The following is a 23,601-nucleotide window of genomic DNA, read 5'->3' on the forward strand; positions in this document are numbered from 1 at the left end:
GGGAGATGTCCGGCAGGACAGAGGTGGGTGCCTGGGCCGATGTTGTCAGGAGTGTATGTCACACCGGGATGTTAGACACCCACCGGGCCGTTGCAAGGCTGACACCGCGCTCTATCCACGCTATATGCGCCGCTTCAGGCAAGGATGCTGGACGATGACCGGAACGAGACGATCAAGCGAGGGGCTCGACGCCCGCCGCCGCAAGCTTCTGTTTCGATCCTGGCATCGCGGCATGCGCGAAATGGACCTTATTCTCGGCAGTTTCGCCGACGCCGAGATCGGCGCCTTGACCGGCGACGAACTCGACCAATATGAGAGGCTCCTCGAAATTGCCGACACCGAATTCCTGCCCGTGATCACCGGCGAGCGGCCGATTCCGGCTGACATCGACTGTGCCGTCCTGCAAAAAATCCTGGCGTCGCGCCAGGCGATGACATTCTGAAATACGTGATTCCATGAGCCTGATCCCCACAATCGGCCTGCCGAAAGGCCGCGCCGGCCAGTTCATCGTCGACGGCGTCGCCGACGGTTACGAAGCCTTCGCGCTGGTGCAGGCGGCGCACGAGATCGCGCCCGACAAGCCGGTGCTGTTCGTGGCGCGCGACGGCCAGCGCCTGCCTTCGATCGTCGAGGCGCTTTCATTCGCAGCGCCTGGCCTGCCGGTGCTCGAACTGCCGGCCTGGGATTGCCTGCCCTATGACCGCGTTTCGCCCGGCTCGGATGCCGCGGCGCGGCGGCTGGACGCGCTCACCGCGATGATCGCGTTGGCAAAAAACCCGCACCGCGCCGTCATCCTGACCACCGCCAACGCGCTGCTGCAGCGCATTCCGCCGGCAAGCCTTGTCGAGGCGCAGACATTTCACGCCAAACCCGGCAACCAGATCGACATGAACGCACTGGCGTCGCGGCTGGAGATATCAGGCTTCGAGCGGGTGCCAACCGTGCGCGGCGTCGGCGAGTTCGCCGTGCGCGGCGGCATTCTGGACCTGTTCGCGCCGGGCTGGACGGAAGCGCTGCGGCTCGATTTCTTCGGCGACACGCTGGAATCGATCCGCGTCTTCGACGCCGCCACGCAGCGCACCACCGGCCAGCGCAAGTCGATGGCGCTGCAGGCAATGAGCGAAGTGGCGCTGACGCCGGAGACCATCAGCCGCTTCCGCCGCTCCTACATCGACGCTTTTGGCGCGCCCTCGCGCGACGACGGGCTGTATGCGGCGGTCAGCGAGGGACGGCGTTTCGCCGGCATGGAGCACTGGCTGCCGTTCTTCTACGAGCGGCTGGAGACGGTGTTCGACTATCTGCCGGACACGCCTGTCGTGTTCGATCATCTGGCGCATGAGGCGCTGGCGGAGCGCCATGCGCTGATCCTCGACCATTACCAGGCGCGCAGGAAGCAGGCCGACGGCGCGCTGAAGGACGCCGTCCCCTACAAGCCGGTGCCGCCCGACCTGCTTTATCTGTCGCCGGAAAACCTCATCGCCTCGCTTGGCCCGCGCGAGGCGATCGACTTCACGCCGTTCGACGCGCCCGACGCCGGCGCCAGGAAAATCTTCCATGCCGGGTCGCGGCATGGCCGCAGCTTCGTCGAGGAACGCGCCGACCCCAACGTCAACGTCTTCGACGTCGTTGTAAAACACATCGCCGACGAGCGCGCCGCCCGCCGTCGCGTCGTCGTCGCCGGCTGGACCGAAGGTTCGCTCGACCGGCTCGGCCAGATCCTGGCCGAGCATCATCTCGGCAACCTCGAGCCGGTGGCTACGCTGGCCGAGGCGGAAAAGCTCGAACCGGGGCAGGCCGGACTTGCCGTGCTGCCGCTCGAATCCGGCTTCGAGACCGAGAAACTGGTCGTCGTCGCCGAGCAGGACATTCTGGGCGACCGGCTCATCCGTCGCTCGAAGCGCAAGAAGCGCCCCTCCGATTTCATCGCCGAGGCCTCGGCTTTGTCCTCCGGCGACATCGTCGTCCATAGCGACCACGGTATTGGCCGCTTCATCGGGCTGCGCACCATCGAGGCGATCGGCGCACCGCATGATTGTCTCGAAATCCATTACGCCGGCGACGACCGGCTGTTCCTGCCGGTGGAGAACATCGAGCTTTTGTCGCGCTATGGCTCGGATTCGACTGAGGCGACATTGGACAAGCTTGGCGGCGGCGCCTGGCAGTCCAGAAAAGCGCGGCTGAAGCGGCGGCTGCTCGACATGGCCGGGCAGTTGATCCGCATCGCCGCCGAGCGGCATATCCGCGCTGCCCCTTCGCTGGTGCCGGCAGGCGGTCTCTATGACGAATTCGCCGCGCGGTTTCCCTATGAGGAGACCGACGACCAGCAGACGGCGATCGATTCGGTGATGGGCGACCTGGGCGCCGGCAAGCCGATGGATCGGCTGATCTGCGGCGATGTCGGCTTCGGCAAGACCGAGGTGGCACTTCGCGCCGCCTTCATTGCGGCGATGGAAGGCTTTCAGGTCGCGGTGGTGGTGCCGACGACGCTGCTGTCGCGCCAGCATTTCAAGACCTTCTCGCAGCGCTTCTCCGGCCTGCCGATCCGCGTCGCCCAGGCCTCGCGGCTGGTCGGCGCCAAGGAACTGGCAGAGGCCAAGAAAGGCATCGCCGACGGCACCGTCGACATCGTCATCGGCACTCACGCGCTGCTCGGCTCGTCGATCTCGTTCAAGAATCTCGGCCTGTTGATCATCGACGAGGAACAGCATTTTGGCGTCAAGCACAAGGAACGGCTGAAGGACCTGAAGAGCGACGTGCATGTGCTGACGCTGTCGGCAACGCCGATCCCGCGCACGCTGCAACTGGCATTGACCGGGGTGCGCGAACTGTCGCTGATCGCCACGCCGCCGGTCGACCGCCTGGCTGTGCGCACCTTCATCTCGCCCTTCGACCCGCTGGTCATCCGCGAGACCCTGCTGCGGGAACGCTACCGCGGCGGTCATTCCTTCTATGTCGTGCCGCGCATCAGCGATCTGGCGGAAATTCATGATTTCCTTCGTGAATCCGTACCCGAGCTAAAGGTGGCTGTCGCTCACGGCCAGATGCCGCCCGGCGAGCTCGACGACATCATGAACGCCTTCTACGACGGCCAGTACGATGTGCTGTTGTCGACGACCATCGTCGAATCCGGCCTCGATATCCCGACCGCCAACACGCTGATCGTGCATCGCGCCGACATGTTCGGCCTGTCGCAGCTCTACCAGCTGCGCGGCCGCGTCGGCCGCTCCAAGGTGCGCGCCTATGCGCTGTTCACGCTGCCGGCCAACCGCAAGCTGACCGATACCGCCGAGCGCCGGCTGAAGGTGCTGCAGTCGCTCGACACGCTCGGCGCCGGTTTCCAGCTCGCCAGCCACGATCTCGACATCCGCGGTGCCGGCAATCTTCTGGGCGAGGAACAGTCCGGCCACATCAAGGAGGTCGGCTTCGAGCTCTACCAGCAGATGCTGGAGGAGGCCGTTGCCGAGGTCAAGGATTCCGGCGAGGTGCAGGATGGCGGCTGGTCGCCGCAGATCGCCGTCGGCACGGCGGTGATGATCCCCGAAAGCTATGTTCCGGACCTGCAGCTGCGGCTGGCGCTCTACCGCCGCCTCGGCGATCTCGAAAACACCGAGGAGATCGACGCTTTCGGCGCCGAGCTCATCGACCGCTTCGGACCGCTGCCGGAGGAAGTGAAGCATCTCTTGAAGATCGTCTTCATCAAGGCGCTGTGCCGCAAGGCCAATGTCGAAAAGCTCGATGCCGGACCAAAGGGCGTCGTCATCCATTTCCGCAAGCGCGAGTTCTCCAACCCCGTCGGGCTGGTCACCTTCATCGGCGAGCAGGGTTCGCTGGCCAAGATCCGGCCGGACCACAGCGTCGTTTTCGTCCGCGACTGGCCGACACCTGAAAAGCGGCTGGCCGGTTCAGCGGTCGTCATGACGCAGCTGGCAAGGCTGGTGGAGAAGGCGGCTTAGCGCGGCTCAGCCGGCTCCCCCTTCTCCCCTTGTGGGAGAAGGTGGCCGCGAAGCGGCCGGATGAGGGGTGTTCCAGCTTGGCAAAACCGTGCTCCGGCCAACACCCCTCATCCGTCTTGGCGCTGCGCGCCAATCCACCTTCTCCCACAAGGGGAGAAGGAAAGACAGGCGGCGAGCTTGCGCCATTCGCCACCACCGAAATTCCGGTCTAGAATAGGAAATCGGCTTCGTGTATGGAGCCGCGACCCCCGTATTGGGGCGAAATGGCGGGCTATAACACCCGCTGGAAAGAATTTTGGGTGCAACGATGACGAAATGGTCGCCGAATTCGTGGAGAGCAAAGCCGATCCAGCAGGTTCCTGCCTATCCGGATCTTGCCGCGCTGAAGAACACGGAAGCCCAGCTCGCCACCTTTCCACCGCTGGTTTTTGCAGGTGAGGCACGCAAGCTGAAGAAGCAGCTTGCGACCGTCGCTGCCGGTGACGCATTCCTTCTGCAGGGCGGCGATTGCGCCGAGAGTTTTGCCGAACATGGCGCGGACAACATCCGCGACTTCTTCCGCGTCTTCCTGCAGATGTCCGTGGTGCTGACCTTCGCCGGCGCGCAGCCGGTGGTGAAGGTCGGCCGTGTTGCCGGCCAGTTCGCCAAGCCGCGCTCGTCGGACGCCGAGACCAAGGGCGGCGTGACCCTGCCCAGCTATCGCGGCGACATCATCAACGGCATCGAGTTCGACGCCAAGTCACGCATTCCCGATCCCGCACGCCAGGAGATGGCCTACCGCCAGTCGGCGGCGACGCTCAACCTGTTGCGCGCTTTTGCGCAGGGCGGCTACGCCAGCCTGGAGAACGTGCATCAATGGATGCTCGGCTTCGTGTCCGACAGCCCGCAGGGCGAGAAATACGAGTCGCTCGCCAACCGCATCACCGAGACGATGGACTTCATGAAGGCTGTCGGCATCACCTCGGAGACCAATTACGCGCTGCGCGAGACCGACTTCTACACCAGCCACGAGGCGCTGCTGCTCGGCTACGAGGAGGCGCTGACCCGCGTCGATTCGACCTCGGGCGACTGGTATGCAACCTCCGGCCACATGATCTGGATCGGCGATCGCACCCGCCAGCCCGACCATGCCCATGTCGAATACTGCCGTGGCATCAAGAACCCGCTGGGCCTGAAATGCGGCCCGTCGCTGACGCCGGACGGCTTGCTGCAGCTCATCGACCTGCTCAATCCGGAAAACGAGCCCGGCCGGCTGACGCTGATCGCGCGCTTCGGCTCCGACAAGGTCGCCGAGCATCTGCCGAAGCTGGTGCGCGCAGTGCAGAAGGAAGGCCGCAGCGTGGTGTGGTCGTCGGACCCGATGCATGGCAACACGATCGAGGCCGCCGGCTACAAGACACGGCCGTTCGACCGCATCCTGAAGGAGGTGCAGAGCTTCTTCGAGGTGCATCGCGCCGAAGGCACGCATCCGGGCGGCATCCATATCGAGATGACCGGCAAGAACGTCACCGAATGCACCGGTGGCGCCCGCGCCATCACCGCCGAGGAATTGCAGGATCGCTACCACACCCATTGCGACCCGCGCCTCAACGCCGACCAGGCGATCGAACTGGCGTTCCTGGTGTCAGACCTGCTCAAGAAGAGCCACCCGGTTCAGCACAAGCAGGCCGTCAACGGCTGATTTCAGTCACCATCGATCAGATCTTGCCGCGCATCTGGCACGCTCCGGTCTGATCGATGAGTACCGGCTATACATCCACCCGGTCGTGCTTGGCGGCGGCAAGCCGTACTTCCAGTCCGGCCTGTCGCTGACCTTGAAGCCGCTCGGTAAGGAAAGCCTTACCCAGGGCGTGACGCTGCTGCGCTACGCACCCGCCGGCTAGCGCCCGCGCTCCCAGCGCAGTCCGTCGAGCCGGGGATCGGCGGCAAACGCCGTCCTCGAAAACTCGATCCGCCTTTGCGGGAACTCGCAGATCGCCTGCACGCCGAAGGCGCCCAGCCTGATGCGCCAGGTATGGGGTTCCAGCGGTTTCGGCTTGGCAAAGCCGCTGCATGCCAGCAGCGCCACGTTAGCGCCTTTCGGGTCGCGCACGGAGCGATAGCGGATCGCCTCCAGCCCGGCTTCGCGCGCGACATCGGCAATATTTTGGCAGGCCGCATAGTCGGTCGGGTGCGTCCACGCCGCCGCGTCGCGGTCGAGCGGCGGCCGCGTCAGGTCGATCACCTTTGTGCTGCGTATCGCTGCGGCGAAGGCGGTGTATTCGGCGGCGTCGCGTGGCCACGGCGTAGCCGGCGATTCGGCGAAGAACAGCAGGCGGTAAAAAGCCATTTCGGAAACGGCGGTCATAATGGTTTCCGCCGCATAGTAGACGCCCTTGGTCCGGCCGGCGCGGCGGAAGCGCGAACCGTGCGGGTAGATCGAGCCGTAGCGGAAGGGCGTTGCCAGGAGATAATGCAGATGCCGGCATTCCAAGGGGATTTGCGGCTTGGTTTCCTCGATCAGGTCTTCGAGGACGGCCTGCTCGTCGAGCGTGTCAACGACTTTCAATGTCGAGACGCGGTGCTGCGCCTCGACCATGCGCCAGTATTTGCCGTCGAGCCCATACTTGCCACCTCGTTTGGCGGCTTCAGACGAGAGCGCGTCGGGAGTCCAGATAGGCGATGACATCGACAAGCCCTGATATCGTCACGATTTTTTCGAGCGGGGTGCCATCGAAGGCCGTGTTGGCATTCTTCAGCCATGCCCGGGCGACGGTCTCGTCGCCGCCGACAATGGCGTCGAGCGAGCGGAACAGGCGGACGAACAGCACGGCAAGCTCGAACGGCTTGGTTCCACGCTCCAGCAGGAATTCCTGCCTGCGCATGCGCGAAACCGTGGCTTCCGAAACCCCGATGATGGAGGCCAGCATCCTGGCGGTAATGTCCAGCAGGTCGGCGGCGCGCAGCGTCGCCTTAGTCAGCACTGCATTTTCGGCCGTGTTGGCAGGGAGATTGGGTTGCATTGTCGGCAGCGTCTCCTTTCTGATGAAAATATAGCGCACAAAAATTCATATGGAAAGATATTGCTTTAACAATTGGCGGAGCGTCGAGAGGCTGTTGGCGCGGCCTGCCGCTTTCTCCAAACCGTGCTGTGCGGAACACGCCCGTCGAATGTCGCATTCGCTTGAGCACGGCCGCTGCAAAACTGGAATCCTGGCAAGGGACGCCGAGGATCACGGCTGCGTCGGGAGGCCCGAGATGGACAACACACATAGCGGCTCTTGCCTGTGCGGGGCTGTGCGGTTCAAGACGCGAGGGGACTTGCGCGGCGTCATCTACTGCCACTGCTCGCAATGCCGGAAGCAGAGCGGGCATTTCTACGCTGCAACCAATGTTGCCAACGCAGACATCACGATTATGGGCGCGGAAAGCATCACCTGGTACCAAGCATCGTCGTTTGCCAGGCGCGGTTTCTGCAAGACATGCGGCTCGTTGCTGTTCTGGAAGCCGCAGGATGATGAATATGTTTCGGTTCTCGCCGGACTGTTCGACAAGCCCACCGGACTTCAGGGCCAATGCCACATATTCGTCGGCGACAAGGGCGACTACTACACGATCGACGATGGGCTGCCGCAGTTCGAAAAGTCGACGCCGTCGATCAAGGTCGCCGATGAGTGACAAGCTCGCCGGCAAATGATTTTGCAGCGATCGCCTTATTCCCTTGATCCGGCCATTGCGCTATCCCCTGCCGGTGATTCGGAAAGGTTTGGCATGCAGCGGCTGATCGATGCTTTCTACAATTCAGTGCGGGCATTTCGCAAATTGGCTTCCAGCGAAAAAGCTTTCCAGCAGGAGCTGATGCTGCTCGTGCTGGCGCTGCCGCTCGGCTGGTTTGTTTCGGTGTCGTGGCGCGGCTATGCGCTGCTGATCGGCGCGGTGCTGCTGCTGATCATGGTCGAAGTGCTGAACACCGGCATCGAGGCCGCATGCGATGCGTTCAGCCGGGAGTTCAACGTCGATATCCAGCTCGCCAAGGACTGCGGTTCGCTGGCGGTGCTGATTTCGGTGGTGATCGTTGCCGGCGTCTGGGGCATCGCCATCATCGAGCGAATCATGGGGCTACCGATCTAGCCATCAAACCCCTACATGCCGGTCACCACAACCTGATCCCATGATCTGTTCCGAAACCCGGTATCCACTTTCCGGAATCATGGTCTGAGGAGACCGGCATGACCGCCGATTCCCTGCTGCTCGAACGCGCAGGCCTGCCGGACGATTTGCGCTGGCTGGCTGAAAAATACCCGCGCGAGGTCTGGCATGGCCACGCCAATATCCATGGCATCGCCACTATGTGGCTGCAGCGGCACGACATGTTCCGCGAGCTCGGCGGCATGCTGACCAACGGCACTGACGACTATCGCGAGGGCCGGCTGACGGCGCCGGAGTTCGCGCGCTGGTTCGCGCCGCGGCTCAATCATTTTCTTGGGCACCTCGACGGCCACCATAATGTCGAGGATATCCATTATTTTCCGGTCTTCGCCAAGGCCGAGACCCGGCTGAAGCGCGGCTTCGAGATTCTCGATGCCGATCATCATACGATCCATGAAGGGCTGGAGCGCAATGCCGAGGCCGCAAACGCTTTCATCCGCACGCTAAGCGAGAGCGAGGACAAGCAGCGCTTTGCCGCCGATGCCTATGCCGACGAGAACAGCCGGCTGATCGCCATGCTGACCCGGCATCTTGCCGACGAGGAAGACCTGATCATCCCGCTGATCCTTGATCGCGGCGACCGGGCGCTCGGCATCGACTGATCCTCACGTCTCCTTGCTGCGCTCCTTCTTGGCAATGGTGTGAGCGATGAACCAGGCGAGGATCGCTGCTGCCAGGCCAATCGCCAGGGCGATCAGCAATCGCTCGTGACGGACCAACGCCTGGCCGACGATGCGCTCCGCGCCCAGCCCGAACACATAGCCGATGGTGGTGAACAATCCGGCCCAGACCATCGATGAAATGGCGTTGAGAATGACAAAGCGCGTCACGGCCATGCCGGACAATCCGGCCGCGATGCCGCCGACAAGGCGCAGGCCATAGATAAAGCGGTTCGTCAGCACGAAAATGTCGGGATGGGTGGAGACAAGACGATAGGCGTGGCTGAAACCCGGGCGGCCCTTCAGTTTGACCACGAACGGATGGTCGGCGAAGCTTCGTCCGAGGATAAAGAAAAAGCTGTCGCCGGCAAAGGCGCCGATGGCGGCCGCCAGGAACGCCTGCCACAGGACGAAGACATGCTGATGCGCGAAAAAACCGCCGAGGAGGGCGGCACTTTCGCCCTCGGCGACACAGCCCAGAAAGACGGCAATCAGCCCATATTGCTCGATGAGATTGTGGATGGCATCCGTCATGAAGGCGTCCGCTGCTTCGACAGGATCTCGTCGATCCGCTTCACCTGTTCGGCCAGCTGCGCGATCTCGTCGCGCATGCCAACGATCTGGCTGTGGCGCAGTTCGTCCAGCTTCTCATGCAGCGCCATGATCTCGATCTCGGCCTTGAGATTGACCTCGTAGTCGTGGGCGGCGTCGATGCGGTCGCGCTCGGCCTGGCGGTTCTGCGCCATCATGATCACCGGCGCCTGCAGCGCAGCGACCATCGACAGGATAAGGTTGAGGAAGATGAAGGGATAGGGATCGAAGGCGTCACGCGACAAAAGCCAGGCATTGCCTGACGTCCACAGGATCAGGAAGGCGATGAAGACCAGGATGAAGGACCACGAACCGCCGATCCGGGCGATGGTATCGGCGAGGCGGTCGCCAAACGTCTGGTGAAAAGCGACGGCCTTGTTGGTGTCCTTCGCGATCGTGGTGCGTTCGAGCGTGCTTTGCAGCACCTGGCTCTCGACCTGGCTTAGGCCATCCGGCCTTCGCCGCAGCCAGCGGTTTGCCAGATCTTCGATCGTCTTGTTCATTGTCGCCTCCGTCGTCAGCGTCCGCATAGACCTAGAGGCTGCCGGTTCGCGCGGGAAGTGGTAGATTGACGCGACAGGGTGAGGAAACAATGATGGATTTTCAGAAAATCCGCGCCCGCGCGGCCAAACGCAAGGGCGGGGAAGCGGTGCTGGCGTCGCTGCTGGGGCCGATGCCCGACAATGCCGCGGTGGCTGACATTTCCGATGACCGCATCCTGTCGACGATGGCCGAGCGTGTTTTCGCCGCCGGTTTCGTCTGGCGCGTCATCGAGCAGAAATGGCCGGGTTTCGAACAAGCGTTTCTCGGCTTCGAGCCGAAGCGGCTGTTGTTCCAGCCTGACGATTTCTGGCACGAGCTGACGGCAGACGAGCGCATCGTGCGCAATCCGCAGAAGATCAAGGCGGTTCGCGACAACGCGGCTTTCGTCGAGCTTGTGTCGAAGGAGCACGGCGGCTTTGGCAGGTTCCTCGCCGACTGGCCAGAAGACGACCAGGTTGGACTGATGGCCTATCTCGGCAAGCATGGCAGCCGGCTCGGCGGCAATACCGGCCAGTATTTTTTGAGGTGGCTGGAGTGGGACGCCTTCATCATCTCAGGCGACATGGCGGCCGCACTGCGCGACGCCGGCCTGGACATCGCCGAACACCCGACCTCGAAGCGCGATCTCGACAAGATCCAGAACCAGATCAATGCCTGGGCGGCGGACACCGGGCTGCCGCGCCGGCATATTTCGCGCATCCTGGCGATGTCGATCGGCGAAAACCATTCGCCGCAGGCATTGCGCGAATATATGGGCGAATAGGACGCGATCGGTATCCGGCGGTCCGATCGGTCTTACGAATGACATGTGTCATACGGTCTGACACGAATGACCTAGGTCATTCGGTCTGGGGTGGTCCAAGCAAACGCCATTGCCCGGCCAATTCTGTCGCGCTAAGTCAGCAGGCATGACCGACAAGACCGCTTCCGACATATTGCGCATCGCCGTCGCCCAGCTCAATCCAACGGTTGGCGATGTCGCCGGCAATCTCGCCAAGGCGCGCGAGGCGAGGGCGGATGCCGCTCGCCAGGGCGCCGACATCGTGCTGTTCACCGAGCTTTTCCTTGCTGGGTATCCGCCCGAAGACCTGGTGCTGAAACCGGCGTTCCTGAAGGCCTGCGAGCGGGCGGCGCAGGATTTCGCTGGCGATACTGCCGATGGCGGGCCTGGCTTCATCATCGGCACCCCGCTGAAGCGCAAGAGCGGCACGCACAATTCGATCATCTTTGCCGATGGCGGCAAGATCCTTGCCGAGCGCTACAAGCTCGATCTGCCGAACTACGGCGAATTCGACGAGAAGCGCGTCTTCCAGGCCGGCCCTGAAATCCAGGGGCCGGTCAATTTCCGCGGCGTGCGCCTGGGGATTCCGATCTGCGAAGATATTTGGGGCGATGTCGGCGTCTGCGAGACGCTGGCCGAAAGCGGTGCTGAAATCCTGCTGGTGCCGAACGGCTCGCCCTATTATCGCGGCAAGGTCGATGTTCGCCACCAGATTGTCATCCGCCAGGTCATCGAATGCGGGTTGCCGATCATCTATGCCAATCAGCTTGGCGGCCAGGACGAACTGATCTTCGACGGCGCGTCGTTTGCCATCGGCGCCGACAAGACGCTGGCCTTCCAGATGAGCCAGTTCGAGGAAACGGTCAACGTCACCACCTGGAAGCGCCGCGCCGCCGCAGGCGCGCAACTTGGAAATGGTCCTGATGGCTGGGTCTGCTCCGAAGGACCGATGTCGAAAATCCCGGAAAAGGAGGAGGCCGATTACCGCGCCTGCATGCTGGGCCTGCGCGACTACGTCAACAAGAACGGTTTCAGGAATGTCGTGCTCGGTCTTTCCGGCGGCATCGATTCGGCGATCTGCGCCGCACTTGCCGTCGATGCGCTCGGCGAGGAGCGGCTGCGCGCCGTGATGATGCCTTACCGCTACACCTCGAAGGACTCGCTCAAAGACGCCGAGGATTGCGCCCGCGCGCTCGGCTGCCGTTACGACACCGTGCCGATCTTCGAGCCGGTCGAGGGATTCCTGCATACGCTGACGCAGCTTTTCGAGGGAACCAAGGAAGGCATCACCGAAGAAAACCTGCAGAGCCGCGCGCGCGGCACCATTTTGATGGCGATCTCCAACAGGTTCGGCTCGATGGTGGTGACCACCGGCAACAAGAGCGAGATGTCGGTCGGCTACGCCACGCTCTACGGCGACATGAATGGCGGCTTCAACCCGATAAAAGACCTCTACAAGATGCAGGTCTATGCGCTGGCGCGCTGGCGCAATACGCATGTGCCGCCGGGTGCGCTGGGCCCATCCGGCGAGGTGATCCCGAACAACATCATCGACAAGGCGCCGTCGGCGGAACTGCGCGAGAACCAGACGGATCAGGATTCGCTGCCGCCCTATCCGGTGCTGGACGACATATTGGAGTGTCTGGTCGAGAACGAGATGGGTGTCGACGAAATCGTCACCCGCGGCCACGACCGGGCAACGGTGACGCGCATCGAGCACCTGCTCTACATTGCCGAATACAAGCGCCGGCAGGCAGCGCCGGGCGTGAAGATCACCAAAAAGAATTTCGGCCGCGACCGCCGTTATCCCATCACCAACCGGTTCAGGGACGGCGGATAGATCGCCGTTTTTTGCTCCTGTGAAAATGGCTGCCGCGAGGAAGTGCACAACCCGCGATTGTTGCAAAATCGCCTCACCAGTTGGACCAGATGCGCTTTCGGCAACCTGCTGGCTTGGCGCGGCGTAGACGCGTCTCTATAACGGCGTCTCCGCGATCCCTACGCATCGGCCTGAAAATCGGAATCGATTTTCAGAAAGCACGATGCGCAGATTCAAGAAGTTAGAGCGTACTTCGTGCGTCCGAATGGACGCACGTCGCTCTAATGGGAGGACCGAATGCCAGGATTTGACATCGTTATGCGAGGCCGCGAAGCCTAGGTCTCAGAGGGCGCGCCGGAAGGTTTTTCAGCTTCACGGCCAGGCAATCTGACAGCAGGCATTCGTCGATGCCGGTCGCCGCCCGTATTCGGGCGAGCCGCCAATATGCCGAACCTCCCGCATTCCTGGGCACTAATTCGCCCAACGCGGTTTTCTCAACTTCGACCTTACCGGGACCGGGCTCGTTTGCGCCCGAATGACATCATGGCTCGTTTTCAGATCGATTTGCGCGCCGGCGCCTTTCGCAGCGTCCTTGGCTTCACGCTCAGTCATTGGCGGCGCCAGCCGTGGCGGCTTTCGCTCATCATGGGCACATTCCTGCTGTCGACCTTGGCCGACGTGCTGACGCCGCTCTATTCCGGCCGGCTGGTCGACGCCGTCGCCAGCAGTGCTGCGGCCGACGATGTCGCCTGGGACGCGGCGATGGCGGCCTTTTCGATGCTGGTGGCGCTGGCGCTCACCGGTGTCGTGCTGCGCAACCTCGCCTTCATGGCCATCGTCGAATTGACCCTGAAGATGATGGCGGGTATCGCCGCCGACGCCTTCCACCGGGTCCAGCGTTTCTCCACCGACTGGCACGCCAACAGCTTCGCCGGATCGACCGTGCGCAAGATAACCCGTGGCATGTGGGCGCTCGACCTGCTCAACGACACGATCCTGATCGCGCTGCTGCCGTCCGTCGTCATGCTCGTCGGCTCGACGCTGCTGCTCGGCTGGTTCTGGCCGCTGATGGGTGCTGTCGTCGCCGCAGGCTCGGTGCTGTTCATCGCGGTGACGGCGCTGCTGTCGCTTGGCTATATCGCGCCCGCGGCAAGGCTTGCCAATGCTTGGGACACGCGCCTTGGCGGCTCTCTGGCCGATGCGGTGAGCTGCAACGCCGTGGTCAAGGGCTTTGGCGCCGAGGAACGCGAGGAAACACGCCTCGCCAAGGTCGTCGCCAGATGGCGCGCCCGCACGCGCCGCACCTGGGTGCGCGGCACCATCAACGGCACCACGCAAGGATCGATGCTGCTGCTTCTGCGAACAGCGGTGATCGGATTTTCGCTGCTTTTGTGGGCGTGGGGGCAGGCGAGCGCCGGCGATGTCACCTTCGTGCTGACCTCGTTCTTCGTGCTGCAAGGCTATCTGCGCGATATCGGCACGCACATCCGCAATTTGCAGCGCTCGATCAACGACATGGAGGAACTGGTCGACTTCCAGTTCGAGCCGCTCGGCATCGAGGATGTGCCCGGCGCCAGGCCGATCCGCATCACCGACGGCCGCATCAGCTTCGACAACGTCACCTTCCATTATGGCAGCCACCGACTGCCGCTGTATCGCGACTTTTCGGTGGACATCGCGCCGGGCGAGCGCGTCGGGCTGGTCGGCCATTCGGGTTCGGGCAAGACGACCTTCGTCAAGCTGATCCAGCGGCTTTACGACGTGAACGCGGGAACGATCCTGATCGACGGCCAGGATATTTCCGGGGTGGCGCAGGCGTCGCTGCGCGGGCAGATCGCTATCGTCCAGCAGGAGCCGATCCTGTTCCACCGGTCGCTGGCCGAAAACATCGCCTATGCCCGGCCGAGCGCGACGCAGGCCGAGATTGAGCGTGCCGCACGGCTGGCAAGCGCGCACGACTTCATCATCGATCTGCCGAAAGGCTATGGCACGCTGGTCGGCGAGCGCGGCGTGAAACTATCGGGCGGCGAGCGCCAGCGGGTGGCGATCGCGAGGGCTTTCCTCGCCGATGCGCGGATCCTCATTCTGGACGAGGCGACGTCGAGCCTCGATTCGGAATCGGAGGTGCTGATCCAGCAGGCGATGGAGCGGTTGATGGTCGGCCGCACGACGCTGGTCATCGCGCACCGGCTTTCGACGGTGCGAGCGCTTGACAGGCTTCTGGTGTTCGATCGCGGCCGCATCGTCGAGGAGGGCTCGCATGATCAGCTGATCCGGCTGCAAGGCGGCATCTACCGCCGGCTGTTCGAGCGCCAGGCGCTCGAATTGACCAAGGGGCTGGCGATCTGACGACTTGCAGCGCCGCGCGCGTCCAACAACTTTGAATCTGCGCATCATGCTTTCCGCAAATCGGTTCCGATTTTCGGGCCGATGCGTTAGAGCGACGTGCGTCCACTTGGACGCACAAAGTACGCTCTAACAACTTTGAATCTGCGCATCGTGCTTTCCGAAGATCGGTTCCGATTTTCGGGCCGATGCGCTAAACGCGCGGCGCTGCCGCCTTTTCATCGCCTTCGTCATGTCTTATGTCTGCGGCCAAGCGCGGGGGCGTGTCTTGTCAACAGCAAAACCATCCGGTACGCCCCATTCATGACAGTTACCGTCCGTTTCGCCCCATCACCCACCGGCCGCATTCATATCGGCAATGCGCGCACTGCGCTGTTCAACTGGCTGTTCGCCATGAACAACAAGGGCCGCTTCATCCAGCGCTTCGACGACACCGACGTCGCACGCTCGACGCAGGAGTTCTCCGACGCCATCCTCTACGACCTGCATTGGCTTGGCATCTTTCCCGACGCCACGGAATACCAGTCACGGCGCTTCGAGATCTACGATGCGGCGGTGGAGAAATTAAAGGCGGCGCGCCTTCTCTATGCCTGCTACGAAACACCGGAAGAGCTTGATCTCAGGCGCAAGGTGCGCCGCACACGCGGCCTGCCGCCGGTCTACGGCCGCGAGGCGCTGACGCTGACGGCCGAGCAGGTCGCCGAATACCAAGCCGATGGCCGCCGGCCGCATTGGCGCTTTCTGCTGCCCAATTTCACCAGCGATCCGCTGCAGCCGGAGCGCACCGAAATCCACTGGAACGATCTGGTGCGCGGCGAGGAAACCGTCGACCTAGCCTCGCTTTCCGACCCGGTTCTCATGCGCGAGGACGGCACCTATCTCTATACTCTGCCTTCGGTGGTCGACGACATCGAGATGGGGATCAGCCATGTCATCCGCGGCGACGACCACGTCACCAATACCGGCGTGCAGTTGGCCTTGTTCCAGGCGCTGGGTGCCGAGCCGCCGGTGTTCGGCCACCACAATCTGTTGACCACCGCATCGGGCGAGGGCCTGTCGAAGCGGAGCGGCGGGCTGTCCATCGAAAGCCTGCGCGAGACCGGCATCGAGCCGATGGCGGTCGCCTCGCTGGCGGTGCTCGTCGGCACCTCGGAAAACGTCGCCGCCGTGCAGACGATGGCTGAGCTTGCCGAGCGATTCGATCCGGCGGCGACATCGAAATCCCCGGCCAAATTCGATCCGGACGAGCTTTTCGTGCTCAATCGCACGCTGCTGCACCATATGCCGTTTTCCGAGGCGCGCGACCGGCTGATCGTGCTCGGCATTTCCGGCGAACAGGCGGAGCCGTTCTGGCTGGCGGTGCGCGGCAATCTCGACAGGTTGGCCGACGCCGCAATCTGGTGGCGCACACTTCGCGACGGCCCGCAGGAGCAGCCGGACTTTTCCGACCCCGACCGCGAGTTCCTTCGCCATGCGTTCGACCTTTTGCCGGAAGACCCCTGGAACGGGTCGGTCTGGAACGAGTGGACCGGCAGGATCAGGGAAGCAACCGGCCGCAAGGGCAAAGCGCTGTTCACGCCGCTCAGGCTGGCGCTTACGGGCCAGCCCTCGGGACCCGAGCTTGCAGATCTGTTGCCGCTGCTGGGTCGGGAAGGAACGTTGGCCCGACGACCCTGACCTTGCGCTGTTCCGGCGGCGGCAAGGTCGTCGGCGAGGGTTTTGCGGCACGGGGCTCGATGGCTTCGAGCCGGCCTTCGCCATTGGCCAAACTCGCGGGGTCGGCGGGGTCAGGCTGTTCCGGGCCTGGCGGGTTGCCGGCAATGATCTCGAAATTTCGCGCGGCGTTGCAGCCGCAGGCCGGCGGACGCGCGGGCTGCTTGTAGAGATAGGCGGTCGGCAGCTCGCTGTAGGGCCTGCCGGTTACCGAAGACGTCATGCCGCCCGAGTCGTCGCCAAAGCCGCGCGCATAAAACACCTGCATCTCGGTGCCGGGGCAACTCGAATCGCAGTTCTTCTGGTCGCGCTCGAAATCGCCCAGCGAGGCGGCGTTCGACATCGAGAAGAAATAGCCGTCGCAGGTGCGCACGCACATGGTGCGGAATTCGCCGTGCGGCTGGCCCATGTCGTCGCCATTATCGAGCATAGTGCGGATGTCGCGCGGACCCATGGCTTGATCGGGCTCTTCAGGCCGGTCGGACGCGCCGGGTCCAATTGCGTCGCTGCCCAAAAGCTGGTCGAGCAAGTTTTTCTCGCCGGTTCCACGGCTGGCGTCGCGGCCCGGTGCCGGCTTTGGCGGCGCCGCATCATCGCGGCAGCCATTGGCGTCGAGCGAAGCCAATATGCGTGCGCGATTGCGGTGCGAGCCGTCGCCGGCGAGTTCAGCGCGCGTGGCTTGCAAGCCGTCGAGATTGGCTGCCATGCGATCGATGGTGGCGTCGAGTGTGGCGCATGCGTTGGCGTTGCGGCGCGACAGCGAAAAGCCGCAGCCGGCGCGGCTGGATTGGCTGACGGCCTTTGAAATCTGCTGGCGCTGCCGCACGATTGCATCGTCATATTTCCTGAGCAGGGCTGGCTTGGTGCCGCCACCGCGCGAAGCGGCCGCGAGATCGGCTTCCAGCTGCCGGCAAACACCGGAGGCGGCCTGCAGTTCGGTGGCGGCAAAGGCTGATAGCGCCAGGGCACCGAGCAGCGCTGCGGCACGCGTCAGTTTTAGCGGTTTCTCGCCCCGGGCGTTGGTGCTCCTCACCTGCCTGCCGGCATCCTCTCCCCGTATAGGGACGGGGAGAGGGGCGCTTTTGTCACCGGTTTCGCTAATCACCAGCGTCGCAGTAAGGAAGCCGAGACTGCGGCCAGCCCCCTTCTCCCCGTTACTATACGGGGAGAAGTACCCGGCCCACCCTCCGCAGCTGCAGCGCAGCTGCTGCGGAGGACGGGCAGGGCGATGAGGGGCGGCGCCGCCTTTGACAGTTGATGCGGCGGCATGCGTCAGCTTCCACCTCGCGCCCATCCGGAACTCCGCTTGCCTCGTCGGTTGCGAAGGTTACCGCGTCTGCGGTTAACTGTTCATTTAGCTTACCGCGAAAGGCCGGTTTCGCCCAGACTTACGACCGCCTGCGCCTTGTGGGCCGCTTCGACCACCGCGAGCGCCGTCATGTTGACGACGCCGCGTGACGTCACCGACGGCGTCAATATATGCGCCGGCCTGTCGGTGCCGAGCAGGATCGGGCCGACATGCAGCGCGTCCATCATCGCGCGCAGCGCAGTGAGCGTGATGTTGGCCGAATCGAGATTGGGGAAGACCAGCAGATTGGCTTCGCCCTTCAGCCGCGAATGCGGATAGACGCGCTGGCGCAGCGGCTCCGACAGAGCCGAGTCGGCATGCATCTCGCCGTCGCATTGCAGGTCCGGCGCGATGCGCGCCAGGATCGCCGCTGCCTGCCGCATCTTGAGCGCGCTTGGCGAATCGCGCGAGCCGAAATCCGAATGCGACAGCAGGGCGGCCTTGGGCTCGATGCCGAAGCGCTGGATTTCCTCGGCCGCCAGCACCGTCATCTCGGCGATCTCCTCGGCGGTCGGATCGACGGTGACATGGGTGTCGGTGAGGAAAATGATGCCGCGCTGCGAGATCAGCATCGAAAGCGTCGACAGGTCGTGATCCTTGATGCCGGCGCGCGGGCCGATGATCAGGGTGACATTGCGCAAATGCCGCTCGAACCGTCCTTCCAGGCCGCAGACCATGGCGTCGGCGTCGCCACGCTTGAGGGCAAGTGCGGCGATCACCGTGTTGTCGGTGCGCACCATGGTGCGCGCGGCCTCCGTCGTCACGCCACGCCGGCCGGCGAGCTCGATCAAAAGGTCGACATAGTGGCGATAACGCGGATCGTCCTCGGGATTGATCAGGCCGAAATCGACGCCCGGCTTGATGCGCAGCCCGTAGCGTTTCAGCCTGACTTCGATGACATGCGGACGGCCGATCAGGATCGGCTCGGCGATGCCTTCCTCCAGCACTACCTGGGCGGCGCGCAGCACGCGCTCGTCCTCGCCGTCGGCATAGATGACGCGCTTGGCGCTCGACGTCTTGGCCATCGTGAACACCGGCTTCATGACCAGGCCGGAGCGGAAGACGAAGCGGTTGAGCGTGTCGATATAGGCGGCAAAATCGGTGATCGGCCGTGTCGCGACGCCGGTGTCGCAGGCTGCCCTGGCCACCGCCGGCGCGATGCGCAGGATCAGCCTGGGATCGAACGGCGAGGGGATCAGGAAATCGGGCCCGAAGATCGGCGTTTCGCCGGAATAGGCGCGGGCGGCGACGTCAGACGGTTCCTCGCGGGCAAGGGCTGCGATCGCCCGCACCGCAGCCATCTTCATCTCTTCGTTGATGGCGCTGGCGCCGCAGTCCAGGGCGCCGCGGAAAATGTAAGGAAAACAAAGCACGTTGTTGACCTGGTTGGGAAAATCGGAACGGCCGGTGCAGATCATGGCGTCTGGTCGCGCCGCCCGCGCCGCTTCCGGCATTATCTCGGGGTTGGGGTTGGCCAAGGCCAGGATCAGCGGTTTTGGCGCCATGTGCTGGAGCAATTCCGGTTTCAGCACGCCGGCGGCCGAAAGGCCCAGGAACACGTCGGCGCCCGGCAGCACATCGGCCAGCGTGCGCGCCTCGGTGTCCTTCACATAGGGGTCCTTCCAGCGGTCCATTTCGTCGACGCGGCCCTTGTAGGCGACGCCGAAACGGTCGGTGACCCAGATGTTTTCGATGGGCGCGCCGAGCAAAACCAGCAAGTTGAGGCAGGCGAGGGCCGCTGCCCCGGCGCCAGAGGTGACGATCTTGATGTCGGAGATCGTCTTGCCGGCAAATTCCAGCCCGTTGAGCACGGCGGCGGCGACGATGATCGCGGTGCCGTGCTGGTCGTCGTGGAAGACCGGTATGGCCATGCGGGCCTTCAGCCGTTCCTCGACCTCAAAACATTCGGGCGCCTTGATGTCCTCGAGGTTGATGCCGCCGAAGGTCGGCTCCAGCGCCGAGATCGTCTCGACCATCCGCTCGATGTCAGGCGCGTCGATCTCGATGTCGAAGACGTCGATGCCGGCGAATTTCTTGAACAGCACCGCCTTGCCTTCCATCACCGGCTTGGAGGCCAGCGGGCCGATATTGCCGAGGCCGAGCACCGCCGTACCATTGGAGACGACACCAACCAGATTGGCGCGCGCCGTGTAGTCGGCGGCGGCTGCCGGATTGTCGCGGATTTCCAGACAGGGCGCCGCGACGCCCGGCGAATAGGCAAGCGCCAGATCGCGCTGGTTGCCGAGCGGCTTTGTCGCCTGGATTTCAAGCTTTCCAGGGCGTGGGTGCTTGTGGAAATAGAGGGCGGCTTCGTCGAGGTCCGACCGGGCTGCTTTTTTGTTTTCGCCTTGCATGCCGGCCGCTCCTCAGTCCGTTTGCTGTTTTGAGTTTTGAGTCTCTTAGCATGCAGCCGAGGCTTTTCGAGAGGTGATATGTCGCAAAGTGCGGCCTTTGGGTTCGCATAGCGTCCCGCTGCGTGGTCCCATTGAAATGCTGGACGCGGGGCGGCGCGCTGCGGCGAGCTACGCCGACATCCAGTTTGAATGTCTGCAATGGGTGGAAAACGACCTTCACGCGCGAGCCGCATCGAATACGAGCGCGCTTCTGTTCGCTTGGGCAAAGGAGAAAATTCTACGTCTTGACCGACGTGCCGAGTTTTCTCACGCCCTCGGTCGAGAGCCGGAGCCGACATCACCCCGCGGTCCAACAATGTCAGCGCTAGATCATTTCGATGAGGGTGACGACTGGCAGGCTCTCGAAATGCTTGTCGCAAGTCAGGAGCGTCGCGTCATGCGCCCGAGCGGTCGCGAAAATGATCGCATCTGCGGTCGCCAATTTGTGCTTCCGGCAGGCTTCGGCGGCCGCTAGGGCGATTTCCGTGTCAAGCGGGACCACCGTACAGACCTGCGTAAAGGCGATGGTCTGATCGGCTTTGTCTTCGCCTACTTCGCGAGTGAGCCATTTTGCGAGTTCCAACTGCACAATGGTCGGAACGAGCCAGTCGGCTTGCTCGGGCAGATGCACTGCCACCTGCTCTCCAGTCGGAGAGCCTATCAGCCATTCGATCCAAGCGGAGGTATCGACGAGCACCATCAGAAACGGTCCGACCGGTCGCGATATTCCGTCGCCGAAGCGCCCTTCGCCAGCCCCTTCAGCGCTTCCCGCTTCGGCACAGGGACGAGTAGCACGCCCGTTCCCTTCGGGATGAAGGCAAAGGTCAAACCCGCTTCCCAATGCTGGGCGGTCCGGATCGCCTTGGGGATCGATATCTGGAACTTCGAGGACAGGGTTGCAGTCTCCGGCATTATCATACCCTCACTTGATCGATGCGCCAAACGTAAGACGCAATGAGGGCCAATGCAAGGAGCTTACGGCAGCCGTCTAGTCTCGGATTTCGAGACAGGGCAGCGCCACGCTTGGCGAATAGGCGAGCGCTAGGTCGCGCTGGTTGCCGAGCGGCTTTGTCGCCTGGATTTCAAGCTTTCCAGGGCGTGGATGCTTGTGGAAATAAAGGGCGGCTGCGTCGAGGTTTAGCATGCAGCGCTGGTTTTTCACGATGCCAAATGACGCAACCGCCAGTTTGGGGGGATGGATCGTGGAAAACCATACCATGTCAGATTGTTGCGCTGAAATCCTCACCTGCCTCGTCGCGGCCGGCGCGGATGTCATCGAGCGCGTCGCGCGGCCGGGCGTGTCCAGTCGCGGGCGGTCAACTCACGTCTGAACGAGCCTCAAGCAGTTTCCAGACGCTATCGACAATCGTGGCGGGTATTTCCGCAGCGGTCGACGGCATCGCGAAATGGAGCGACGTTTCGAGGATCAGCCTCGTCGGCTGGGCCACCGGCGGGCATTTTGCCGGCCCCTATGCCAGCCGGTTTCCGCAGACGGTCGATCGGCTCATCCTCTACAACACCCTGTATGGAGGCTCAACCAGCATCCCACTCTTGGCACCGGCTCGCTGCTCGAAAATCCGGATCGGCCCGGGACGTTCAATGTCCATGCGTTCGGCGGTTATCGGCTGAATACACGTCCGAGCCTGTTCACCGCCTGGGACGACAGCATCCCGGTCGCGGACAAGGCTCAGTGGCGCGATCCCGCGGTGGCCGCGGCCTATGGTGATGCGGCACTCGCCTCCGACGAGACGGCGTCGACGCGCCAGCCGCCGAGTTTCCGGTCACCGAGCGGCGCCATGGCCGACAGCTTCGAACTCGCGTTCGATCGCCGGCAATGGTCGGCGGCGGCGCTCACCATGCCGGTGCTCGTCATCCGTTCCGGACGGGATTTCTGGAGCCGACCGGAGGATGCGAAGGCAATTGTGGACGAAGCACCAAAAGTGGAACGCCTGAACATCCCGGACGCTACCCACTTCGTGCATCTCGACCGCGAGGCCGCAGGGCGCGGTGTGTTCCTCGGCGCCGTGAAGCGGTTTCTCGATCGGCAGGAGGAATGACCATGAAGGGCAGTTCATGTGTCCTGCGGGAGCAGCAGCCGCAACGGTGTTAGGTCGACCGCCTCCAGGCTTTGCGGCTACCGTCCACCCGACAGCTACTCACTGCGCGGTTGCGGGGCTACGCCTATCTCCGCCGCGCCACATCTCGACTCCCCCGTCTCCGCCAACTCCCTGCACGTACAAACGTCAGACTTCACTGGGCCGGCGCCGTTTCCTTGGATGTACATGTTTTTTTGTCATCGATGAACGCACCCATCGCGGCGAGGTGATCGGCGAAGCCGGCAACGAACCGCCTGACCTTCAACGGAATGAAGCGGTTCGATGGATAGACCGCATGCACATGGTGCGGCGCATAGTGCCAGTCCGGCAGCACATGTTCGAGCAAGCCTTCGGCAATGAGCGGATCGAGTATCACCCTGTGCCCGAGGCCGATGCCGACGCCGGACAGCAACGCCTGATGATTGAGCAGCGAATTGTCGGAGCGCATGGCCGGCCGGATTCGCACCTCGGCCTTTTCGCCGCCCGGGCCGGTGAGCGGCACGACATCGCGCTTCCTGATGTGGGCGTAAAGCAGATAATCATGGTCGGCGAGATCTTCCGGGCGTCGCGGCCGGCCCCTGCGGTCGAGATACTCTGGCGTCGCCGCAAGGCAGCGCCCGATCACGCCGAGCTTGCGCACGATCAGCCGGTCGTCATCGATGGTCCCCATACGGATCGCCACGTCGAGCCCCTCTGCGATCACATCGACGAAACTGTCGGTCAGCGCCACGTCGAGCAACAGTTCCGGATAGGCGCGCTTGAACTCGATCAGGTAGCTGCCAAGCACACCTGCGCCGAAGCTGGCCGGCGCGCCGACGGCAAGACGTCCGCACATCTTCGATTCGAGGCAGCCGACGCTGCGGTCCGCCTCCTCGAGGCGCTCGATGATGTCGCGGGCGCGCTCCAGATAACGCCGGCCGGCTTCCGTCGGCGAAACATGGCGAGTCGTACGGTCAAAGAGCCGGACCCCTAGACGCTTTTCCAGTGCGCGGATCTGCTGGCTGACGGCCGGCTGGCTCAAGCCCAACTCGCGCGCTGCCGCCGAGAAGCTGGCGGTATCGCAGGCGCGTACGAAGCTGGTCAGCTCGGTCAAGCGGTCCATGATGGCAACTCTCCGTCGTGATTAATAAACAAGAGTAATAAGACATATAAGGAATCGGCAAGTTCAAAA

General features: G+C 63.3%; 23 protein-coding genes. 13 read left to right on the forward strand and 10 right to left on the reverse strand.

Going from position 1 to position 23,601, the window contains the following annotated elements; translation table 11 throughout:
- Window positions 1-154 precede the first annotated feature (154 nt).
- From AC0L3D_RS11420 to AC0L3D_RS11435, 4 genes are all read left to right on the forward strand, one after another.
- On the forward strand, window positions 155-442 hold the full coding sequence (locus AC0L3D_RS11420) for an FAD assembly factor SdhE (RefSeq protein WP_128169001.1): 288 nt from the start codon (window positions 155-157) through the stop codon (window positions 440-442).
- Window positions 443-455: 13 nt separating this feature from the next.
- Window positions 456-3,953 carry a transcription-repair coupling factor gene (mfd, locus tag AC0L3D_RS11425; protein ID WP_473644374.1) on the forward strand — a complete coding sequence of 1,166 codons (3,498 nt, stop codon included), beginning with the start codon at window positions 456-458 and terminating at the stop codon, window positions 3,951-3,953.
- 307 nt (window positions 3,954-4,260) lie between these two features.
- Entirely contained in the window at window positions 4,261-5,634 is a 1,374-nt protein-coding gene (locus tag AC0L3D_RS11430) for a class II 3-deoxy-7-phosphoheptulonate synthase (RefSeq protein WP_091593609.1), read from the forward strand.
- 73 nt (window positions 5,635-5,707) lie between these two features.
- Entirely contained in the window at window positions 5,708-5,836 is a 129-nt protein-coding gene (locus AC0L3D_RS11435) for a hypothetical protein (RefSeq protein WP_473644401.1), read from the forward strand.
- Here the strand turns inward: AC0L3D_RS11435 and AC0L3D_RS11440 are convergent.
- Window positions 5,833-6,621, reverse strand: coding sequence for an RES family NAD+ phosphorylase (locus tag AC0L3D_RS11440; RefSeq protein WP_473644376.1), 789 nt, complete (start codon window positions 6,619-6,621; stop codon window positions 5,833-5,835). The genes AC0L3D_RS11435 and AC0L3D_RS11440 overlap by 4 nt on opposite strands.
- Window positions 6,581-6,955 carry an antitoxin Xre/MbcA/ParS toxin-binding domain-containing protein gene (locus AC0L3D_RS11445; RefSeq protein ID WP_473644378.1) on the reverse strand — a complete coding sequence of 125 codons (375 nt, stop codon included), beginning with the start codon at window positions 6,953-6,955 and terminating at the stop codon, window positions 6,581-6,583. The genes AC0L3D_RS11440 and AC0L3D_RS11445 overlap by 41 nt, the downstream gene beginning before the upstream one ends.
- A gap of 235 nt (window positions 6,956-7,190) precedes the next feature.
- Between AC0L3D_RS11445 and AC0L3D_RS11450 the strand changes: the two genes are divergently transcribed.
- The 3 genes from AC0L3D_RS11450 to AC0L3D_RS11460 all read left to right on the forward strand — a co-directional run bounded on the left by AC0L3D_RS11450 (window position 7,191) and on the right by AC0L3D_RS11460 (window position 8,743).
- The gene (locus AC0L3D_RS11450) at window positions 7,191-7,610 is read left to right on the forward strand and encodes a GFA family protein (protein ID WP_473644380.1); all 420 of its coding nucleotides are present in this window, start codon (window positions 7,191-7,193) and stop codon (window positions 7,608-7,610) included.
- Between the two features lie 93 nt (window positions 7,611-7,703).
- Window positions 7,704-8,063, forward strand: coding sequence for a diacylglycerol kinase (locus tag AC0L3D_RS11455; protein ID WP_091593617.1), 360 nt, complete (start codon window positions 7,704-7,706; stop codon window positions 8,061-8,063).
- A 98-nt stretch (window positions 8,064-8,161) separates the two neighbouring features.
- Window positions 8,162-8,743: a hemerythrin domain-containing protein gene (locus AC0L3D_RS11460; protein WP_473644382.1), complete on the forward strand. Its 582-nt coding sequence runs from the start codon at window positions 8,162-8,164 to the stop codon at window positions 8,741-8,743.
- A gap of 3 nt (window positions 8,744-8,746) precedes the next feature.
- Here the strand turns inward: AC0L3D_RS11460 and AC0L3D_RS11465 are convergent, their stop codons facing one another.
- Both AC0L3D_RS11465 and AC0L3D_RS11470 read right to left on the reverse strand, forming a co-directional pair.
- A complete protein-coding gene (locus AC0L3D_RS11465) occupies window positions 8,747-9,334 on the reverse strand; it encodes a DedA family protein (RefSeq protein ID WP_473644383.1) in 588 nt (195 codons plus the stop codon).
- Window positions 9,331-9,894 carry a DUF1003 domain-containing protein gene (locus tag AC0L3D_RS11470; RefSeq protein WP_128169008.1) on the reverse strand — a complete coding sequence of 188 codons (564 nt, stop codon included), beginning with the start codon at window positions 9,892-9,894 and terminating at the stop codon, window positions 9,331-9,333. The genes AC0L3D_RS11465 and AC0L3D_RS11470 overlap by 4 nt, the downstream gene beginning before the upstream one ends.
- An 89-nt stretch (window positions 9,895-9,983) precedes the next feature.
- Between AC0L3D_RS11470 and AC0L3D_RS11475 the strand changes: the two genes are divergently transcribed.
- The 4 genes from AC0L3D_RS11475 to gltX all read left to right on the forward strand — a co-directional run bounded on the left by AC0L3D_RS11475 (window position 9,984) and on the right by gltX (window position 16,557).
- The gene (locus AC0L3D_RS11475) at window positions 9,984-10,697 is read left to right on the forward strand and encodes a DNA-3-methyladenine glycosylase I (protein WP_419693458.1); all 714 of its coding nucleotides are present in this window, start codon (window positions 9,984-9,986) and stop codon (window positions 10,695-10,697) included.
- 145 nt (window positions 10,698-10,842) lie between these two features.
- Window positions 10,843-12,555, forward strand: coding sequence for an NAD+ synthase (locus tag AC0L3D_RS11480; RefSeq protein ID WP_473644385.1), 1,713 nt, complete (start codon window positions 10,843-10,845; stop codon window positions 12,553-12,555).
- Between the two features lie 522 nt (window positions 12,556-13,077).
- Window positions 13,078-14,883, forward strand: coding sequence for an ABC transporter ATP-binding protein (locus tag AC0L3D_RS11485; RefSeq protein WP_473644387.1), 1,806 nt, complete (start codon window positions 13,078-13,080; stop codon window positions 14,881-14,883).
- A gap of 300 nt (window positions 14,884-15,183) precedes the next feature.
- On the forward strand, window positions 15,184-16,557 hold the full coding sequence (gene gltX, locus AC0L3D_RS11490; RefSeq protein ID WP_473644389.1) for a glutamate--tRNA ligase: 1,374 nt from the start codon (window positions 15,184-15,186) through the stop codon (window positions 16,555-16,557).
- Here the strand turns inward: gltX and AC0L3D_RS11495 are convergent.
- The 5 genes from AC0L3D_RS11495 to AC0L3D_RS11515 form a co-directional block, all read right to left on the reverse strand.
- Window positions 16,475-17,626: a DUF2865 domain-containing protein gene (locus AC0L3D_RS11495; RefSeq protein ID WP_473644391.1), complete on the reverse strand. Its 1,152-nt coding sequence runs from the start codon at window positions 17,624-17,626 to the stop codon at window positions 16,475-16,477. The two genes, gltX and AC0L3D_RS11495, sit on opposite strands and share 83 nt — an antisense overlap.
- A 326-nt stretch (window positions 17,627-17,952) precedes the next feature.
- Window positions 17,953-20,295 (reverse strand): NADP-dependent malic enzyme, encoded by a 2,343-nt coding sequence (locus tag AC0L3D_RS11500; protein ID WP_473644393.1) that lies wholly within the window; start codon window positions 20,293-20,295, stop codon window positions 17,953-17,955.
- A 364-nt stretch (window positions 20,296-20,659) separates the two neighbouring features.
- Window positions 20,660-21,034: a PIN domain-containing protein gene (locus AC0L3D_RS11505; RefSeq protein WP_473627829.1), complete on the reverse strand. Its 375-nt coding sequence runs from the start codon at window positions 21,032-21,034 to the stop codon at window positions 20,660-20,662.
- The gene (locus tag AC0L3D_RS11510; RefSeq protein ID WP_287138542.1) at window positions 21,034-21,252 is read right to left on the reverse strand and encodes an AbrB/MazE/SpoVT family DNA-binding domain-containing protein; all 219 of its coding nucleotides are present in this window, start codon (window positions 21,250-21,252) and stop codon (window positions 21,034-21,036) included. Before AC0L3D_RS11510 ends, AC0L3D_RS11505 begins: the two co-directional genes overlap by 1 nt.
- A 70-nt stretch (window positions 21,253-21,322) precedes the next feature.
- Window positions 21,323-21,478 carry a hypothetical protein gene (locus AC0L3D_RS11515; protein ID WP_473627862.1) on the reverse strand — a complete coding sequence of 52 codons (156 nt, stop codon included), beginning with the start codon at window positions 21,476-21,478 and terminating at the stop codon, window positions 21,323-21,325.
- Window positions 21,479-21,603: 125 nt separating this feature from the next.
- On the opposite strand from AC0L3D_RS11515, the gene AC0L3D_RS11520 reads away from it, so the two are divergent.
- Together AC0L3D_RS11520 and AC0L3D_RS11525 are read left to right on the forward strand one after the other, a co-directional pair.
- A complete protein-coding gene (locus AC0L3D_RS11520) occupies window positions 21,604-21,963 on the forward strand; it encodes a hypothetical protein (RefSeq protein WP_473644395.1) in 360 nt (119 codons plus the stop codon).
- 167 nt (window positions 21,964-22,130) lie between these two features.
- Complete coding sequence (locus AC0L3D_RS11525; RefSeq protein WP_473627825.1) at window positions 22,131-22,391, forward strand: alpha/beta fold hydrolase; 261 nt, start codon at window positions 22,131-22,133, stop codon at window positions 22,389-22,391.
- A 193-nt stretch (window positions 22,392-22,584) separates the two neighbouring features.
- On the opposite strand, the gene AC0L3D_RS11530 is transcribed toward AC0L3D_RS11525, so the two are convergent.
- Window positions 22,585-23,532, reverse strand: coding sequence for a LysR family transcriptional regulator (locus AC0L3D_RS11530; RefSeq protein WP_128169017.1), 948 nt, complete (start codon window positions 23,530-23,532; stop codon window positions 22,585-22,587).
- Window positions 23,533-23,601 lie beyond the last annotated feature (69 nt).

The organism is Mesorhizobium sp. WSM4837 (assembly GCF_055811435.1).

What these genes read in the sequence shown, in the direction of transcription:
- AC0L3D_RS11420 (WP_128169001.1), top strand. Translation starts at nt 155, where the DNA reads ATGACCGGAACGAGACGATCAAGCGAGGGGCTCGACGCCCGCCGCCGC.
- mfd (WP_473644374.1), top strand. Translation starts at nt 456, where the DNA reads ATGAGCCTGATCCCCACAATCGGCCTGCCGAAAGGCCGCGCCGGCCAG.
- AC0L3D_RS11430 (WP_091593609.1), top strand. Translation starts at nt 4,261, where the DNA reads ATGACGAAATGGTCGCCGAATTCGTGGAGAGCAAAGCCGATCCAGCAG.
- AC0L3D_RS11440 (WP_473644376.1), bottom strand. Translation starts at nt 6,621, where the DNA reads ATGTCATCGCCTATCTGGACTCCCGACGCGCTCTCGTCTGAAGCCGCC.
- AC0L3D_RS11445 (WP_473644378.1), bottom strand. Translation starts at nt 6,955, where the DNA reads ATGCAACCCAATCTCCCTGCCAACACGGCCGAAAATGCAGTGCTGACT.
- AC0L3D_RS11450 (WP_473644380.1), top strand. Translation starts at nt 7,191, where the DNA reads ATGGACAACACACATAGCGGCTCTTGCCTGTGCGGGGCTGTGCGGTTC.
- AC0L3D_RS11455 (WP_091593617.1), top strand. Translation starts at nt 7,704, where the DNA reads ATGCAGCGGCTGATCGATGCTTTCTACAATTCAGTGCGGGCATTTCGC.
- AC0L3D_RS11460 (WP_473644382.1), top strand. Translation starts at nt 8,162, where the DNA reads ATGACCGCCGATTCCCTGCTGCTCGAACGCGCAGGCCTGCCGGACGAT.
- AC0L3D_RS11465 (WP_473644383.1), bottom strand. Translation starts at nt 9,334, where the DNA reads ATGACGGATGCCATCCACAATCTCATCGAGCAATATGGGCTGATTGCC.
- AC0L3D_RS11470 (WP_128169008.1), bottom strand. Translation starts at nt 9,894, where the DNA reads ATGAACAAGACGATCGAAGATCTGGCAAACCGCTGGCTGCGGCGAAGG.
- AC0L3D_RS11475 (WP_419693458.1), top strand. Translation starts at nt 9,984, where the DNA reads ATGATGGATTTTCAGAAAATCCGCGCCCGCGCGGCCAAACGCAAGGGC.
- AC0L3D_RS11480 (WP_473644385.1), top strand. Translation starts at nt 10,843, where the DNA reads ATGACCGACAAGACCGCTTCCGACATATTGCGCATCGCCGTCGCCCAG.
- AC0L3D_RS11485 (WP_473644387.1), top strand. Translation starts at nt 13,078, where the DNA reads ATGGCTCGTTTTCAGATCGATTTGCGCGCCGGCGCCTTTCGCAGCGTC.
- gltX (WP_473644389.1), top strand. Translation starts at nt 15,184, where the DNA reads ATGACAGTTACCGTCCGTTTCGCCCCATCACCCACCGGCCGCATTCAT.
- AC0L3D_RS11500 (WP_473644393.1), bottom strand. Translation starts at nt 20,295, where the DNA reads ATGCAAGGCGAAAACAAAAAAGCAGCCCGGTCGGACCTCGACGAAGCC.
- AC0L3D_RS11505 (WP_473627829.1), bottom strand. Translation starts at nt 21,034, where the DNA reads ATGGTGCTCGTCGATACCTCCGCTTGGATCGAATGGCTGATAGGCTCT.
- AC0L3D_RS11510 (WP_287138542.1), bottom strand. Translation starts at nt 21,252, where the DNA reads ATGATAATGCCGGAGACTGCAACCCTGTCCTCGAAGTTCCAGATATCG.
- AC0L3D_RS11515 (WP_473627862.1), bottom strand. Translation starts at nt 21,478, where the DNA reads ATGCTAAACCTCGACGCAGCCGCCCTTTATTTCCACAAGCATCCACGC.
- AC0L3D_RS11520 (WP_473644395.1), top strand. Translation starts at nt 21,604, where the DNA reads ATGTCATCGAGCGCGTCGCGCGGCCGGGCGTGTCCAGTCGCGGGCGGT.
- AC0L3D_RS11525 (WP_473627825.1), top strand. Translation starts at nt 22,131, where the DNA reads ATGGCCGACAGCTTCGAACTCGCGTTCGATCGCCGGCAATGGTCGGCG.
- AC0L3D_RS11530 (WP_128169017.1), bottom strand. Translation starts at nt 23,532, where the DNA reads ATGGACCGCTTGACCGAGCTGACCAGCTTCGTACGCGCCTGCGATACC.